Origin of the sequence: Pseudomonas sp. 3JA (assembly GCF_036961705.1) — a bacterium.
Lineage (GTDB): Bacteria > Pseudomonadota > Gammaproteobacteria > Pseudomonadales > Pseudomonadaceae > Aquipseudomonas > Aquipseudomonas fluorescens_Q.
Genome location: NZ_JBAMDJ010000047.1, coordinates 12,691 through 27,104, shown reverse-complemented (window position 1 = coordinate 27,104; position 14,414 = coordinate 12,691). Strand labels below are relative to the sequence as shown.

Below are 14,414 nucleotides of genomic sequence, written 5' to 3'. Positions count from 1 at the left end.
GGAGCTTGCTCCCGCTGGACTGCGAAGCAGTCCCAAAACCGGCCTATGCGGTGTATCAGTCAAATGGCATTCGCTGGTTTTGCGACCGCTTTGCGGCCGAGCGGGAGCAAGCTCCCTCGCCACAGGGTCAGGCGCTGTGGTTCTGCTGATACTCGGCCAGTGCAGGCAACAATTGCTTATCAATCGCCTGGCGCACGGCTGGCAGGATAGTTGCACTGCTGGTGTACATGTTCTTGACCATCAGGCGCAGTTCATTGGCGCGGGCCCTGTCCAGCCCCCGCACGGCGCACTCGCAGGCCTGCTGGGCGGTGGAGCCGCTGGGTATCTGCAACCCCAGGGCCTTGAGCTGGCCCAGCAGGTCTTCCTGGTCGATCAAATCGGCGTACATCATGACGCTTTTCCTTGTTCAGGGATTGGGGTCGTGTCTCGATTCTGGTAGCCACCCGAAGCGGCGGCAAGGGCAAATGGTCGCAATGTCATGAATGACTATGGAGGCGTCGTTTTCGGCTAACTTGCACGGAGCTGGACTGGGCACACTGACCTCAAGCTGAATCACGATGGTCTGGTCACCCTCGCGCGACAGCTCCTCCAGTAACGCAACCTGCCCCGATCCTGTCACGGCTTGATCGGGGATTTTTTTGCCTGTGAATCAGGGAAAGCTTGGGTGTCTGGCGATGAACGATGACGCGGCCTAGCGCTGCAACACCAGAATCCGCGACAGCAACTCATCCCGATCCACATAGCATCCCTGGAAATGCCGGGCCCCGGAGGCCGGGTCGAAGGCATTGCGGGCGTGGAGGGTGCGGCGGTTGTCGAAGCACCAGAGTTGGCCGGGTTCGAGACGCTGTACCAGGCGAAATTGTGGCTCGCGGGTCAGGGCAATGAAGCGGCGGTAGGCGCGGTAAAGCTTGGGCATCTGCTCGACCGTGGTGTCGAACGGCCCACGCAGGAAGTTCGCCATGCGGATTTCCGAAACCTGGCCGAGGGTGTCCAGCGCGATGATTGGCGCCAGGCAGCGGTAGTCGCTGCGACGGTCCTTGTTGCGAAACTCCACCGGGATCCGGCACAGCGCGTCGAAGGCCTCGGGGTCTTCCTGGCGCAGTGCTTCAGCAATGGCAAACCCGTCGACAAAAATGCTTTCGCCACCGTCGGCGTCATTCACCAGGCAATGCAAGAATTGCAGCCCCGGCTGTAATTCCCGGGTCGGCAAATCACTGTGCAATGGCAGGTTGAAAGCGGTGTAGGCGTTGCTGTCGGCATCGGCTTTGGACTGCACATTGAACAGCACACCGAAGTTGCTCTCGCGAATAAAGGAAATGCGCTGGGCAATCCGTGTCAGCGAGCCGGGTTCGGTGGGTACGCCGCGCACCTGGGTCAGGCCGATGTCGCGCACCGCCAGCAACCATTGCAACAACGCGTCGGCATCGTCCATCAGTGCCGGGTAGTCGAACACTGGCAATTGCAGGTCGTGCCGCCACAGTTGGCGCCGGGGCTTGTTCGCCAGGCGCTCGGCCCGGGACTGATCATCGTAGGCGTGGGCGCGCAACCAGCCCGGGTCGAAACGGCTCTGGTGACCGTCCTGCCAGTCCACGCACAGGCAGCCTTCGTCGTCGAGGTAGGTTGCGCCGGGGGCAATGTCTTCAGGGACGTCGATGATTTCCAGCACCTGCTCGCGGGTGACGCTGTAGACGCATTGAGGGCAAGGGCAGTTGTCCCGCAGCCACGGGTGATGAAAGGGGCTGGCCCGGCCATCGGCCCACGTCACTTGGATCCGGTCGGCCAAGGGTGTGACAGCGGTCAATGGGAAGATCAAGGGGTAGTGGCGGAAGTCGGCAAAGGCGGCGGTGTTCATGCGATCTCCTATGCGAGGCTTATCGGGCGGGAGGTAGGGCGATGACCCGGCCGATATGGGTCGGCGGCGGCAGGTCGGATTGTTGCTCGAGCAGCGCGGCGAGCCGGCCCAGGGTCGGTTCCGTGAAGGGCGCCGAGCGCGGGCCGGCCAGGTCGACGTGCAGTAGCATCTGTTCATTGCCGGCCAGCTCTTTATCACCGCCGACCAGATGCAGGCTGTGGTAGAGGTGCAGGCGTTTGGCGTCGTGGCCGATGATGTGCGTGTGCACCTCGACCTGGACGTCGAGCTTCACTTCGTGCAGGTAGTTCAGGTGCAGTTCGAGGGTGAACAACGAGTGGCCGCTGGCTTCGCGGTTCTGGCTGTCCATGCCGAGCCGGTCCATCAGCGCGTCGGTGGCGTAGCTGAAGATCAGCAGGTAGAAGGCATCGCGCAGGTGGCCGTTGTAATCGACCCATTCGGGGAGGATGCGGGTTTGATAGGTGGTTAGGGTGGGCATGCTGGAACTCCACAAATAGTCGCTGGTGTACACCCTTGTGGCGAGGGAGCTTGCTCCCGCTCGGCCGCGAAGCGGTCGTAAAACCAGCGAATACGATTTGACTGATACACCGCATTTGCCGGTTTTGGGACTGCTTCGCAGTCCAGCGGGAGCAAGCTCCCTCGCCACAAGGGGGGGTTATTCGCTAAAGGCCATGCCATGCTTGGCCTTGGTGGCCTTCACCGCCTCCAGCACCGCCAGCAGGCAATCGTCACGATAGCGCTCCAGGGCCGAGATGCTATGGCTGCCCAATTGCGCGCTCGTGCCGTCCACCACATCGTCGATCAGCTTTTCGGTCAGCTCTGGCGCTGGCAGGTAGGTCCACGGCAGTTGCAGCGCCGGGCCGAACTGGGCCATGAAGTGCCGCATCCCGGCATCGCCGCCGGCCAGGGTGTAGGTCAGGAACGTGCCCATGAACGACCAGCGCAAGCCGGCGCCAAAGCGGATCGCATCGTCGATTTCCCCGGTGGTCGCCACCCCGTCGTTGACCAGGTGCAGGGCTTCGCGCCACAGCGCTTCGAGCAGGCGGTCGGCAATGAAACCGGGCACTTCCTTGCGCACGTGCAGCGGCCGCATGCCAAGGGATTCGTACACCTGCATCGCCGCCTGTACGGCTTCGGGCGCGGTGTTTTTGCCGCCGACCACTTCCACCAGCGGCAACAGATAGACCGGGTTGAACGGGTGCCCGACCACGCAGCGCTCCGGATGGGTGGAGCCTTCGTAGAATTCGCTCGGCAGCAGCCCCGAGGTACTGGAACCGATCAGTGCGTTCGGCTTGGCAGCGGCACTGATCTGGCCGTGCAATTCGAGCTTCAGTTCCAGGCGCTCGGGGGCGCTTTCCTGGATGAAGTCGGCTTCGCGCACACATTCTTCGATGGTCGCGACAAAGCGCAGCCGATCCTGCGAGGCGCCAGGGGCCAGGCCTTGTTTTTCCAGCGCGCCCCAAGCGTTGGCGACGCGTTTGCGCAATGCCGCCTCGGCACCCGGCGCCGGGTCCCAGGCAATAACGTCGAGGCCATGGGCCAGGGCCCTGCTGACCCAGCCGCTGCCGATCACACCGCTGCCCAGGGCGGCGAAGGTCTTGATGTCGGTGATAAAGCTCATGGTGATTTCCTGAAAAAAGTGAAGATCACCTGTGGGAGCGAGCTTGTTCGCGATGACGGCGGTACATCCGACGCCTCTTCGAAGGCAGGAATATCGCTATCGCGAGCGAGCTCGCTCTCACAGGGTTATGCGTAGGTTCGGCTCAGCCGCGCTGGGTCAGCCCCATTTTCTTGCGACCTTCAGCCGGGGTGAGCACGCGGGCGCCGAGGCGGCTGAGGATTTCGCCAGCCCGCTCCACCAACTGACCGTTGGTAGCGAGTACGCCTTTGTCCAGCCAGAGGTTGTCTTCCAGCCCGACCCGCACGTTGCCTCCCAGCAGCACGGCCTGGGCGGCCATCGGCATTTGCATGCGGCCGATGCCGAAGCCCGCCCACACCGCGTCCGCCGGCAGGTTGTCGACCATGGCTTTCATGGTGGTGGTGTCGGCCGGTGCGCCCCATGGGATACCCAGGCAGAGTTGGAACAGTGGGTTGTCCAGCAGGCCTTCCTTGATCAGTTGCTTGGCGAACCACAGGTGACCGGTGTCGAAGATCTCCAGCTCGGCCTTGACCCCTAGTTCGGTGATGCGCTTGGCGCCGGCCCGCAGTTGCGCCGGAGTGGAGACGTAAATGGTGTCGCCGTCGCCGAAGTTCAGGGTGCCGCAATCCAGCGTGCAGATTTCTGGCAACAACTCTTCGACATGAGCCAGGCGGGTCAGCGGGCCCACCAGGTCGGTGTTGGGGCCGAATTCCATTGGCTGTTCGCCCGCACCGATCTCCAGGTCGCCGCCCATGCCGGCGGTGAGGTTGACGATGATGTCCACGTCCGCTTCACGGATGCGCTCCATCACTTCGCGGTACAGCGCCACGTCGCGGCTGAACTTGCCGGTCTGCGGGTCGCGGACGTGGCAATGGACCACCGTGGCCCCGGCCTTCGCCGCCTCGATGGCGGCGGCGGCGATCTGTTTCGGGGTGACCGGTACGTGAGGGCTCTTGGCGGTCGTGTCGCCAGCACCGGTGAGTGCGCAGGTGATGATGACGTCGTGGTTCATGGTGCGGATTCCTTCAGGCGTGGTAAGTCACTGCGCAGCCCTTTGGTGCTGCGCAGATGGATAGCGGTTGTTCAGTTACTGGTCAGTTTCAGGTTGTCGGCGGCGGGCTTGCCGTCGAAGGTGGTGACGCCTTCGAGCCAACGCTGCTTGTCTTGCGGATGATCCTTGAGCCATTGCCGGGCCGATTCGAGCGGGTCCTTGTGATCGAGCAATGGCTGCATCATCCGGCTTTCATCTTCGGCGCTGAACGTCAGGTTGCTCAGCAAGCGACCGACGTTCGGGCATTGTTGGGTGTAGTCCGGCGCGGTGACGGTCCACACGGTGGCCATGCCTTCGTTCGGGCCGAGGGCGTCGTCGCTGCCGGTGAGGTAGGTCATTTGCACGTTGACGTTCATCGGGTGCGGCGCCCAGCCGAAGAACACCACGGCTTCCTTGCGCCGCACGGCGCGGTCCACGGCGGCGAGCATGCCGGCTTCGCTGGACTCCACCAGTTGGAATTTGCCCAGGCCGAATTGGTTCTTGGCGATCATCGCCTTGATCTGGGTATTGGCGCCGGAGCCCGGCTCGATGCCGTAGATCTTGCCGCCCAGCTCTTTTTCGAATTTGGCGATGTCGGCGAAGGTTTTCAGGCCTTTGTCGGCCAGGTAGGTCGGTACCGCCAGGGTCGCGCGGGCGTCCTTGAGGCTGGGCTGCTCTAGCACTTTGACCTGCTTGGCTTCGACGAACGGGGTGATGGTCTGGGTCATCAACGGGTTCCAGTAACCCAGGAACAAGTCCAGGCGCTGGTCGCGGATGCCAGCGAAGATGATTTGCTGGGAGGCGCTGGTTTGCTTGGTCTTGTAGCCGAGGCCGTCGAGCATCACTTGGGTCAGGGCGCTGGTGGCGATGACATCGGTCCAGTTGACCACGCCCAGGCGCACGTTCTGGCACGCGGCGGGCTCGGCAGCCATGACGGCGCCATTGAGGAAAGTAGTGCCGCAAAGTGCAAGTACACAGGAGCTGATCAGTCGTTTCATGTCGGGTTCCTCGGCAGCTTATTGTTATGGGGTCCGGTGTCTGTGCGCCGGTGATGCCAAGTTACGCAGCCCGGCACTTGGCGAAACGCACAGCGGCGACGTGCTCTTGCACTGCAGCGACTCTTGAATGGGCCTTGCAACTGGCGTATCAAGGTCCGCACGCTACCCGCCAACCGAGTGCGCTCCATGTCCCAGGATTTCTACTTTTTGTTGATGCCGGGTTTTTCGGCCATCGGTTTCATTTCGGCCATCGAGCCGTTGCGGGTCGCCAATCGGTTTCGCGGCGAGCTGTACCGCTGGCATGTGCTGAGTGTCGATGGCGGGCCGGTGCTGGCGAGCAATGGCATGTCGGTCAACGCCGATGCCGCACTGGAGCCGCTGAAGAAGGGCGCGACCCTCTGGGTGGTGGCCGGGTTCGAACCGCTCAAATTCGCCACCCCGACGCTGGAGCGCTGGCTGCATCGGCTGGACAACGAAGGTGTGACCCTGGGCGGCATCGACACCGGCAGCGTGGTGTTGGCCGAGGCGGGGCTATTGGAAGGGCACCGCGTGACCTTGCACTGGGAAGCGATCGAGGCGTTCAAGGAGTCTTATCCGCAACTCAGCGTGACCCAGGAATTGTTCGAGATCGACCGTCGCCGCATTACTTGCGCGGGCGGTACGGCTTCCATCGACCTGATGCTGGACCTGATCGGCCAGGCCCACGGTTCGGAACTGGCGATCCAGGTCAGCGAGCAGTTCGTGCTCGGCCGCATCCGCCCGCGCAAAGATCACCAGCGCATGGAAATCGCCAACCGCTATGGCATTCGCAACAAGAAGCTGGTGCACGTCATCGGCGAGATGGAAACCCACAGCGAACCGCCCCTGAGCACCTTGGCACTGGCCGAATCCATTGGCGTCACCCGGCGCCAACTCGAACGCCTGTTCCGCCTGCACCTGAACGACACCCCGAGCAACTTCTACCTGAGGCTGCGCCTGGAGAAGGCCCGGCAGTTGCTGCGCCAGACCGACATGAGTGTGTTGGAAGTGAGCATCGCCTGCGGCTTTGAGTCGCCGTCATACTTCACCCGCAGCTATCGGGCACGGTTCGAGCGATGCCCGCGGGAGGATCGGCGACGGCAGGGGGATGGTCGGGAGCTGGTTTGACAGGCTTTTATACTCAATTATACTCGCGACTATAAATTATACCTGTCGCCATAATTGAGTATAAAACCATGTCCAAGCACCCCGGTTTTGTCTTCCGGCGCCCCGATCTGGCCCGCAATATTGTCGATGGGCTGGCCGGCGCCGGGATCCAGGATTACACCTCAGGCCTGTTCCTGGCCGCGCCAAGGCGTACCGGAAAAAGTACGTTCCTGCGCGAAGACCTGATTCCCGAATGCGAGACGCGAGGTTGGCTCGCGGTCTACGTCGACCTTTGGGCCAACAAGGAGAAGGACCCTGCCGACCTGATCGCCTCGGCCATCGCCGGGGCACTGGTGCCTTATGAAAAGGGCATCCGCAAGCTCGCCAAATCCATGGGCATCGACAAACTCAGCTTCTTGCGCACGTTGTCCTGGGATTTCAGCCAGCCGCAACTGCCCGAAGGGGCGACGCTGACCCAGGCGCTGGAGCTGTTGCACCGTGCCGCGGGTAAAACCGTGGTGCTGGTGATCGACGAAGCCCAGCATGCGTTGACCACCGAGGCCGGGGTCAACGCGATGTTCGGCCTCAAGGCTGCCCGCGACCAGCTCAACCAGGGACGTGAGGGGGATGCCAGCGGCCTGCGGCTGGTGTTCACCGGATCCAATCGCGACAAGCTCGCGCACTTGGTATTAAGCCGCAACCAACCGTTCTACGGGTCCAGCATCACGCCGTTTCCGTTGCTGGGCAAAGCCTTCACCCAAGCCTACACCGCTCATTTGAACGCACACCTGGCCCAGACCAACCAGTTCAATGCCGATGATCTGGATCAGGCTTTTGAGTTGGTTGGGCGCCGTCCAGAGATGTTGCGCAGCGTCATCGGCGAAATTGCCCTGGAACTGGGTGAAGCGAGCCAGTTGGGTGACTTGCTGCGCAACAGCGCTGAAATGCTGCGCGCCGGCGTCTGGACCGAGTTCGAGAGCGCCTGGAACGCCCTGACGGTGCCGCAACGCGCCGTGCTGCAGGTCATGGCCGAGCGCTCGCAAAACAACGAACCCTTCGCGCCCTTCACCGATTCAACGCTGGAGGCGGTGGGCAAGGCGCTGAGGACTATGGGAAGCGAAGTCGTGCCCGGCACCCAGACCATCCAATCCTGCATCGATGCGCTGCGTGACAAGGAACTGGTGTGGAAGTCCAACCGTGGTGGTTATGCACTGGAGGACAAGGCGTTTGCCGATTGGTTGAAGGGGTATCGCAAGCAACATTGAGCCTGGGAATACATTCTGTGGCGAGGGAGCTTGCTCCCGCTGGGTGGCGCAGCCGCCCCAAAACCAGACGCCATGGTGCAACAGGTGAACCCTGCAAACCGGTTTACGACTGCTGCGCAGCCGAGCGGGAGCAAGCTCCCTCGCCACAGGTATTGTGTTCGGCTGGAAAAGGTTTATTTCTTCATCAATGCCGAACACGCCGCCTTGTATGCCTCATGTTGATATTTGTTCAGCGTCGCCGGCAAGGCGAAGTCATGTTTCTTGTGCTGCGCGTTGAGGGTCTGCGGTGACAGCAGCGTCACCGCGCAGCCTTCCAGCAACTGGAATATCCCCTCGATCTTGAACGTGGTCGGTCCGCCGGCGAACTCGCCTTTCTTGCTGCGCTTCTTGATGGCGATGCGTTCGATGCCATTCTCGACCACGAATGCCCGTACCTGGGCGGCAAACGCCTTGACGTTGGCGGCTTCGTCATCGTCGTCCAGGGTGATTTTCTTGGTGTTCAGGGCGACGTGGGTCAGTGTCTGCTGTTCCAGCGAGGCAACGGCGATGATCGCTTCGCTGCCTTTGATTTCGATGCCGCAAATGATCATTGGAACCCTTGATGCCTGGAGGTGTGGAATTGCAGTTTATCCATCTTGGTCTGGAACGCCGCTCTGATTTTTTCATCTGCGGCCCACTCAGTTCATGCTTTGGCGCAGATCGAGCATGATCTTGTCGAAGTAATCGACTCGGATCACGCCAAAGCGGGGGTATTCGAAGTCCAGGATCACATACAGCACGCAGACCATGACCGCCGCGTAACCCAGGCTGTGCAGCCAGTTGCGCCGCTTTGCACCGGCCATGCCATAGCCGATCAGCAGGGCGCTGATCAGGGCCATGGTCACCAACATCAGGTAGATGACCAGCGGTGGGTGGGTTTCATGGGCCACGGCGCGGGTGGTGGTGATATCGATCATTTCATTTTGTGCCTGCAGCACACTGACCCCCAGGGTTGGGGTGGGCATTTGCTGCAGGGCGGCGATCGTGCGTTTCCAGATGATCTGTTGCAAGTCACTGGCACGATCATGGGCGGCTTCGTCGAGTTCGTCTTCGCGCAGGTCGCGGTAATACTCGATGCGGGCGTCGACATAGTCCTTGAACGCCTGGCGCACGGCCGGTTGCTCGCTGGCCGGTAGCAGGTCCAGGCGTAGCCAGGCGGTGCCCATGGCATTGGTTTCGGCAACGATCAGCGCGCGCCGTTGATCCAGGCGTGTGGCTGCGCCAGAGAAGGTAAAGGCAATCAGGAGTGCCAGCAGGCCGAACACCGCGCCTTCTATTGCACCAATGCCTTGGCGGGCGCCCTCCGGGTCTTGGGCCAGGTGACGGTTGCCGATCCGGCGACCGGCCTCGATGCCCGCCACGATGGCGATAAAAATAGCTAACCCATATAAAGGCAAGGCGGTAAGAGAGAGCATACGAAAATCCCTTGAAAGGCGATAACACCGACTAACGTGAGTGCCTGTCATGAGCTGATCCTAAGCCCCTCCTTTCGCTTCGGATACTGTCAGAGTTAACAGTATCCGAAGCCTAATGTCTGTTGGGATATCCCCGTAGGCCTACAGTTCCAACTGGTCAGCATGGATACCAAAGGCAGCGGCAATTTTCTCGCGAGTAGCCCGGCGAGGCTTTGCGACCGATTCCTGTTGGGCAAACGCCGACTGAGAAATACCCAGGCGCCTGGCGACTTCATCCTGAGTCAGGTTCAAGTGTTCGCGCCAGGCGCGGATAGGCGTAGCGCCGTCGACGATACGGCTGACCACTTCATGAGGAATCAGATCGGGCTCCAGTTTTTGCGCAACGTATTGCGCGTACGGAATGACCACAAATGCCGGGTTTCCGTCTGCATCGTTGATGATCTGAATATCAGTAGGTGCGTTCATCATGGAAAAATATAAGTCTTTTATAAGATTTTCGAATCCTGACTTATATTTTTCCCTGGGCCAACGCATGAAGGGTGTCTGGATATTGCTCCGTGGATAACCTTCAATCCTGCCCAATCGACTCCAAAAACTCCGACCGATCATCGCTCACCTGGGCCATGCAGTCGTTCTCGGCGATTTTGTAGGCTTCGCTGCCGGGTTTGGCTGGGAAGGCGGCGATGGCGCAATCGGCGTCGCGTTGTTTGAGCCACAGTTGTTGGGCGGCCTTGACCTTGGCGGTGATGTCGTTGAGCTGGGCCTTGTCGCTGGCGTAGCGGGTTTGCAGGCGTTCGTTGAGGCTCTGCAGGTTTTCGTTGAGCAATTGTTCGGCGGCGGTCTTGCCATAGGCCGAGCAGGCCAGGGTCTGGACGTCGTTTTCAACTTCGTCGCAGGGGTTGGGCTCGGTGTCTTCGGTTGCGTGTGCCAGGGTGCTGATCAGTGCCAAAGCCAGGAAGAGTGATTTCATTGCGTTGCCGCTCGAGTCCAGTGAAAACCAGTGATGCGGCGGATTCTGGCGCAAGCGTCGGGTAAAGAACAGACGGGTAGGATGGGCCTGTTGTAGTCCATTGTCGTGGATTGACGCTTTCGGCAATTCCCCTGTCGTTTTTGCACCGGGTCGCCACGGCCCTCAGGCATATGCTGGCCCCAAAGCGCCGGCAGACGATTCGGCGCATGAAATCCGATAAAAGGGGACTGCCTGATGAGCCCAGCCGAATTGCACGCCGACAGCATCGTTATCGACGGGCTGATCATTGCCAAATGGAACCGCGAACTGTTCGAAGACATGCGCAAGGGCGGCCTGACCGCAGCTAACTGCACCGTGTCGGTATGGGAAGGCTTCCAGGCCACCATCAACAACATCGCAGCCAGCCAGAAACTGATCCGCGAAAACAGCGATCTGGTGATCCCGGTGAAAACCACCGCCGACATCCGCCTCGCCAAGGAGCAGGGCAAGACCGGCATCATCTTCGGTTTCCAGAACGCCCATGCCTTCGAAGACCAGCTTGGCTACGTCGAGATCTTCAAGCAGCTCGGCGTCGGTGTGGTGCAGATGTGCTACAACACCCAGAACCTGGTGGGCACCGGTTGCTACGAGCGCGACGGCGGCCTGTCGGGCTTCGGTCGTGAGATCGTCGCCGAGATGAACCGTGTCGGCATCATGTGCGACCTGTCCCACGTCGGTTCCAAGACCTCCGAAGAGGTCATCCTCGAGTCGAAGAAGCCGGTCTGCTATTCCCACTGCCTGCCGTCCGGCCTGAAAGAGCACCCGCGCAACAAGTCCGATGAAGAACTGAAGTTCATTGCCGATCACGGCGGCTTTGTCGGCGTGACCATGTTCGCGCCGTTCCTGGCCAAGGGCATCGATTCGACCATCGACGACTACGCCGAGGCCATCGAATACACCATGAACCTCGTCGGCGAAGACGCCATCGGTATCGGCACCGACTTCACCCAGGGCCACGACCAGGCGTTCTTCGAGATGCTGACCCACGACAAGGGCTACGCCCGTCGTCTGACCAGCTTCGGCAAGATCATCAACCCCCTGGGCATCCGTACCGTGGGCGAGTTCCCGAACCTCACCGAGACGCTGCTCAAGCGCGGTCACCCTGAGCGGGTGGTGCGCAAGATCATGGGTGAGAACTGGGTCAACGTCCTCAAAGACGTCTGGGGCGAATAACCGCCGCCGCACCGCTGAATCCTTTACCTGCGGCCTTGTGCGCCGCAGGCAATACCACGCATTTCCGGAGTCAAGTTTTCATGGCCAAAATCGCCCCCCAACTGCCTATCGAAGTCGACAGCGAAACCGGTGTCTGGACCTCCGACGCCCTGCCGATGCTCTACGTGCCGCGTCACTTCTTCGTCAACAACCACATGGGCATCGAAGAAGTCCTGGGCGCCGACGCCTACGCCGAGATTCTCTACAAGGCCGGCTACAAATCCGCCTGGCACTGGTGTGAGAAAGAAGCCGAATGCCATGGTCTGGAAGGCGTCGCGGTGTTCGAACACTACATGAAGCGCCTGTCCCAGCGTGGCTGGGGCCTGTTCAAGATCCAGGAAATCGACCTGGACAAAGGCACCGCCAGCGTCAAGCTCGAACACTCGGCGTTCGTCTATGTGTACGGCAAGGTCGGGCGCAAGGTCGACTACATGTTCACCGGCTGGTTCGCCGGCGCCATGGACCAGATCCTCGCCGCTCGTGGCAGCTCGATCCGCACCGTGGCCGAGCAGGTCTACGGCGGTTCCGAAGAAGGCCACGACGACGGCCTGTTCATCGTCAAGCCGTTGTAAGTCGAGGATCGCGCCATGGCTTTTGAAGCAATGTTCCAGCCGATCCAGATCGGCAAGCTGACCATCCGCAACCGCGTGCTCAGCACCGCGCACGCCGAGGTCTACGCCACCGACGGCGGCATGACCACCGACCGGTACGTGAAATATTACGAAGAGAAGGCCAAGGGCGGCATCGGCCTGGCGATCTGCGGTGGCTCGTCCGTGGTCGCCATCGACAGCCCGCAGGAGTGGTGGAGTTCGGTGAACCTGTCCACCGACCGCATCATTCCGCATTTCCAGAACCTGGCCGACGCCATGCACAAGCATGGCGCCAAGATCATGATCCAGATTACCCACATGGGCCGTCGCTCGCGTTGGGACGGTTTCAATTGGCCGACCCTGATGTCGCCGTCCGGTGTGCGTGAGCCGGTGCACCGCGCCACCTGCAAGACCATCGAGCCGGAAGAAATCTGGCGGGTGATCGGCAACTACGCCCAGGCGGCCCGCCGGGCCAAGGCCGGTGGCCTGGACGGCGTCGAGCTGTCCGCCGTGCACCAGCACATGATCGACCAGTTCTGGAGCCCGCGGGTCAACAAGCGTACCGACGAATGGGGCGGCAGCTTCGAAGGCCGCATGAAGTTCGGCCTGGAAGTGCTGAAAGCCGTACGCGCCGAGGTGGGTGACGATTTCTGCGTGGGCATGCGCATCTGCGGTGACGAATTCCACCCGGACGGCTTGTCCCACGAGGACATGAAGCAGATCGCCAAGTACTACGACGACACCGGCATGCTGGATTTCATCGGCGTGGTGGGCTCGGGTTGCGATACCCACAACACCCTGGCCAACGTCATCCCGAACATGAGCTATCCACCGGAGCCGTTCCTGCACCTGGCCGCCGGTATCAAGGAAGTGGTCAAGGTCCCGGTACTGCATGCGCAGAACATCAAGGACCCGAACCAGGCCACGCGGATCCTGGAGGGCGGTTACGTCGACATGGTCGGCATGACCCGCGCCCACATCGCCGACCCGCACCTGATCGCCAAGATCAAGATGGGCCAGATCGACCAGATCAAGCAGTGCGTCGGTGCCAACTACTGCATCGACCGCCAGTACCAAGGCCTGGACGTGCTGTGCATCCAGAACGCCGCGACGTCCCGTGAATACATGGGCGTGCCGCACATCATCGAGAAGTCCACCGGGCCCAAGCGCAAAGTGGTCGTCGTCGGTGCCGGCCCGGCCGGGATGGAAGCGGCGCGTGTGGCCGCCGAACGTGGGCACGACGTGACCTTGTTCGAGAAGAAGGAATTCATCGGCGGGCAGATCACTACCGCCTCGAAAGCCCCGCAACGGGACCAGATCGCCGGTATCACTCGCTGGTTCCAACTGGAACTGGCGCGGCTGAAAGTCGACCTGCGCCTGGGCGTGGCAGCTGACGCGGCGACGATCATGGACCTGCGTCCGGACGTGGTGGTGCTGGCCGTCGGCGGCCATCCGAACCTGGAGCAGAACGAGCACTGGGGCGCCGCCGAAGGGCTGGTGGTCAGCAGCTGGGATGTGCTCGACGGCAAGGTCGCGCCGGGCAAGAACGTGCTGGTCTACGACACCATTTGCGAGTTCACCGGCATGTCGGTGGCCGACTTCCTCGCCGACAAAGGCAGCCAGGTCGAGATCGTCACCGACGACATCAAGCCGGGCGTGGCCATTGGCGGGACGTCGTTCCCCACCTACTACCGCAGCATGTACCCCAAGGAAGTGATCATGACCGGGGACATGATGCTGGAGAAGGTCTACCGCGAAGGCGACAAGCTGGTGGCGGTGCTGGAGAACGAATACACCGGGGCCAAGGAAGAGCGCGTGGTGGACCAGGTGGTGGTGGAAAACGGCGTGCGGCCGGACGAAGAAATCTACTACGCGCTCAAGGAAGGTTCGCGCAACAAGGGTCAGATCGACGTCGAAGCCCTGTTCGCGATCAAGCCCCAGCCGTGCCTGGAGCAAAGTGGCGATGGCTACCTGCTGTTCCGCATCGGCGACTGCGTGGCCCAGCGTAACACCCACGCCGCCATCTACGACGCCCTGCGGTTGTGCAAGGATTTCTAACGGATTACCACCATTACCTGTGGCGAGGGAGCTTGCTCCCGCTGGGCTGCGAAGCAGCCCCAATCATCAGTCGAGAAGCATCAGGTTTACGCCTGGGGCTGTTTTGGGAGCGCTTCGCGCTCCAGCGGGAGCAAGCTCCCTCGCCACAAGTAGGTGCGTCGCTC

15 protein-coding genes are annotated in these 14,414 nt (G+C 61.4%); 5 read left to right on the top strand and 10 right to left on the bottom strand.

Annotated elements, in window-relative coordinates; all coding sequences use genetic code 11:
- Nucleotides 1-127 precede the first annotated feature (127 nt).
- The 6 genes from V7773_RS26395 to V7773_RS26370 all read right to left on the bottom strand — a co-directional run bounded on the left by V7773_RS26395 (nucleotide 128) and on the right by V7773_RS26370 (nucleotide 5,537).
- Nucleotides 128-391: a hypothetical protein gene (locus tag V7773_RS26395; protein WP_063324028.1), complete on the bottom strand. Its 264-nt coding sequence runs from the start codon at nucleotides 389-391 to the stop codon at nucleotides 128-130.
- Between the two features lie 300 nt (nucleotides 392-691).
- Complete coding sequence (locus V7773_RS26390; RefSeq protein WP_336076086.1) at nucleotides 692-1,852, bottom strand: gamma-butyrobetaine dioxygenase; 1,161 nt, start codon at nucleotides 1,850-1,852, stop codon at nucleotides 692-694.
- Nucleotides 1,853-1,871: 19 nt separating this feature from the next.
- A complete protein-coding gene (locus tag V7773_RS26385; RefSeq protein ID WP_336076084.1) occupies nucleotides 1,872-2,348 on the bottom strand; it encodes a thioesterase family protein in 477 nt (158 codons plus the stop codon).
- Nucleotides 2,349-2,525: 177 nt separating this feature from the next.
- Complete coding sequence (locus V7773_RS26380; protein WP_336076082.1) at nucleotides 2,526-3,491, bottom strand: L-carnitine dehydrogenase; 966 nt, start codon at nucleotides 3,489-3,491, stop codon at nucleotides 2,526-2,528.
- 142 nt (nucleotides 3,492-3,633) lie between these two features.
- A complete protein-coding gene (locus V7773_RS26375; RefSeq protein WP_072342220.1) occupies nucleotides 3,634-4,521 on the bottom strand; it encodes a 3-keto-5-aminohexanoate cleavage protein in 888 nt (295 codons plus the stop codon).
- Between the two features lie 71 nt (nucleotides 4,522-4,592).
- Nucleotides 4,593-5,537: a choline ABC transporter substrate-binding protein gene (locus V7773_RS26370; RefSeq protein WP_336076079.1), complete on the bottom strand. Its 945-nt coding sequence runs from the start codon at nucleotides 5,535-5,537 to the stop codon at nucleotides 4,593-4,595.
- Between the two features lie 186 nt (nucleotides 5,538-5,723).
- Between V7773_RS26370 and V7773_RS26365 the strand changes: the two genes are divergently transcribed.
- Together V7773_RS26365 and V7773_RS26360 are read left to right on the top strand one after the other, a co-directional pair.
- Nucleotides 5,724-6,683 (top strand): GlxA family transcriptional regulator, encoded by a 960-nt coding sequence (locus tag V7773_RS26365; protein WP_336076077.1) that lies wholly within the window; start codon nucleotides 5,724-5,726, stop codon nucleotides 6,681-6,683.
- Nucleotides 6,684-6,751: 68 nt separating this feature from the next.
- The gene (locus tag V7773_RS26360) at nucleotides 6,752-7,927 is read left to right on the top strand and encodes a hypothetical protein (protein WP_336076075.1); all 1,176 of its coding nucleotides are present in this window, start codon (nucleotides 6,752-6,754) and stop codon (nucleotides 7,925-7,927) included.
- A 173-nt stretch (nucleotides 7,928-8,100) separates the two neighbouring features.
- Here the strand turns inward: V7773_RS26360 and V7773_RS26355 are convergent, their stop codons facing one another.
- The 4 genes from V7773_RS26355 to V7773_RS26340 form a co-directional block, all read right to left on the bottom strand.
- Nucleotides 8,101-8,517, bottom strand: coding sequence for a DUF3010 family protein (locus V7773_RS26355; protein WP_336076073.1), 417 nt, complete (start codon nucleotides 8,515-8,517; stop codon nucleotides 8,101-8,103).
- Nucleotides 8,518-8,604: 87 nt separating this feature from the next.
- Nucleotides 8,605-9,381 carry a bestrophin-like domain gene (locus V7773_RS26350; RefSeq protein WP_336076071.1) on the bottom strand — a complete coding sequence of 259 codons (777 nt, stop codon included), beginning with the start codon at nucleotides 9,379-9,381 and terminating at the stop codon, nucleotides 8,605-8,607.
- 141 nt (nucleotides 9,382-9,522) lie between these two features.
- A complete protein-coding gene (locus V7773_RS26345; RefSeq protein WP_060740283.1) occupies nucleotides 9,523-9,846 on the bottom strand; it encodes a helix-turn-helix domain-containing protein in 324 nt (107 codons plus the stop codon).
- Between the two features lie 103 nt (nucleotides 9,847-9,949).
- The gene (locus V7773_RS26340; RefSeq protein ID WP_336076069.1) at nucleotides 9,950-10,351 is read right to left on the bottom strand and encodes a lysozyme inhibitor LprI family protein; all 402 of its coding nucleotides are present in this window, start codon (nucleotides 10,349-10,351) and stop codon (nucleotides 9,950-9,952) included.
- A gap of 234 nt (nucleotides 10,352-10,585) precedes the next feature.
- On the opposite strand from V7773_RS26340, the gene V7773_RS26335 reads away from it, so the two are divergent.
- The 3 genes from V7773_RS26335 (at nucleotide 10,586) to dgcA (ending at nucleotide 14,250) form a co-directional block, all read left to right on the top strand.
- Complete coding sequence (locus V7773_RS26335) at nucleotides 10,586-11,563, top strand: dipeptidase (protein WP_063324039.1); 978 nt, start codon at nucleotides 10,586-10,588, stop codon at nucleotides 11,561-11,563.
- 80 nt (nucleotides 11,564-11,643) lie between these two features.
- Nucleotides 11,644-12,174, top strand: a complete 531-nt coding sequence (locus tag V7773_RS26330) for a DUF5943 domain-containing protein (RefSeq protein ID WP_336076067.1) — start codon at nucleotides 11,644-11,646, stop codon at nucleotides 12,172-12,174.
- Between the two features lie 15 nt (nucleotides 12,175-12,189).
- Nucleotides 12,190-14,250 (top strand): dimethylglycine demethylation protein DgcA, encoded by a 2,061-nt coding sequence (gene dgcA / locus V7773_RS26325; RefSeq protein ID WP_336076065.1) that lies wholly within the window; start codon nucleotides 12,190-12,192, stop codon nucleotides 14,248-14,250.
- Nucleotides 14,251-14,414: the final 164 nt, after the last annotated feature.

Bases quoted from the DNA above. Each gene is read 5' to 3' on its own strand.
- V7773_RS26395 (WP_063324028.1), bottom strand. From the start codon at position 391: ATGATGTACGCCGATTTGATCGACCAGGAAGACCTGCTGGGCCAGCTC.
- V7773_RS26390 (WP_336076086.1), bottom strand. From the start codon at position 1,852: ATGAACACCGCCGCCTTTGCCGACTTCCGCCACTACCCCTTGATCTTC.
- V7773_RS26385 (WP_336076084.1), bottom strand. From the start codon at position 2,348: ATGCCCACCCTAACCACCTATCAAACCCGCATCCTCCCCGAATGGGTC.
- V7773_RS26380 (WP_336076082.1), bottom strand. From the start codon at position 3,491: ATGAGCTTTATCACCGACATCAAGACCTTCGCCGCCCTGGGCAGCGGT.
- V7773_RS26375 (WP_072342220.1), bottom strand. From the start codon at position 4,521: ATGAACCACGACGTCATCATCACCTGCGCACTCACCGGTGCTGGCGAC.
- V7773_RS26370 (WP_336076079.1), bottom strand. From the start codon at position 5,537: ATGAAACGACTGATCAGCTCCTGTGTACTTGCACTTTGCGGCACTACT.
- V7773_RS26365 (WP_336076077.1), top strand. From the start codon at position 5,724: ATGTCCCAGGATTTCTACTTTTTGTTGATGCCGGGTTTTTCGGCCATC.
- V7773_RS26360 (WP_336076075.1), top strand. From the start codon at position 6,752: ATGTCCAAGCACCCCGGTTTTGTCTTCCGGCGCCCCGATCTGGCCCGC.
- V7773_RS26355 (WP_336076073.1), bottom strand. From the start codon at position 8,517: ATGATCATTTGCGGCATCGAAATCAAAGGCAGCGAAGCGATCATCGCC.
- V7773_RS26350 (WP_336076071.1), bottom strand. From the start codon at position 9,381: ATGCTCTCTCTTACCGCCTTGCCTTTATATGGGTTAGCTATTTTTATC.
- V7773_RS26345 (WP_060740283.1), bottom strand. From the start codon at position 9,846: ATGAACGCACCTACTGATATTCAGATCATCAACGATGCAGACGGAAAC.
- V7773_RS26340 (WP_336076069.1), bottom strand. From the start codon at position 10,351: ATGAAATCACTCTTCCTGGCTTTGGCACTGATCAGCACCCTGGCACAC.
- V7773_RS26335 (WP_063324039.1), top strand. From the start codon at position 10,586: ATGAGCCCAGCCGAATTGCACGCCGACAGCATCGTTATCGACGGGCTG.
- V7773_RS26330 (WP_336076067.1), top strand. From the start codon at position 11,644: ATGGCCAAAATCGCCCCCCAACTGCCTATCGAAGTCGACAGCGAAACC.
- dgcA (WP_336076065.1), top strand. From the start codon at position 12,190: ATGGCTTTTGAAGCAATGTTCCAGCCGATCCAGATCGGCAAGCTGACC.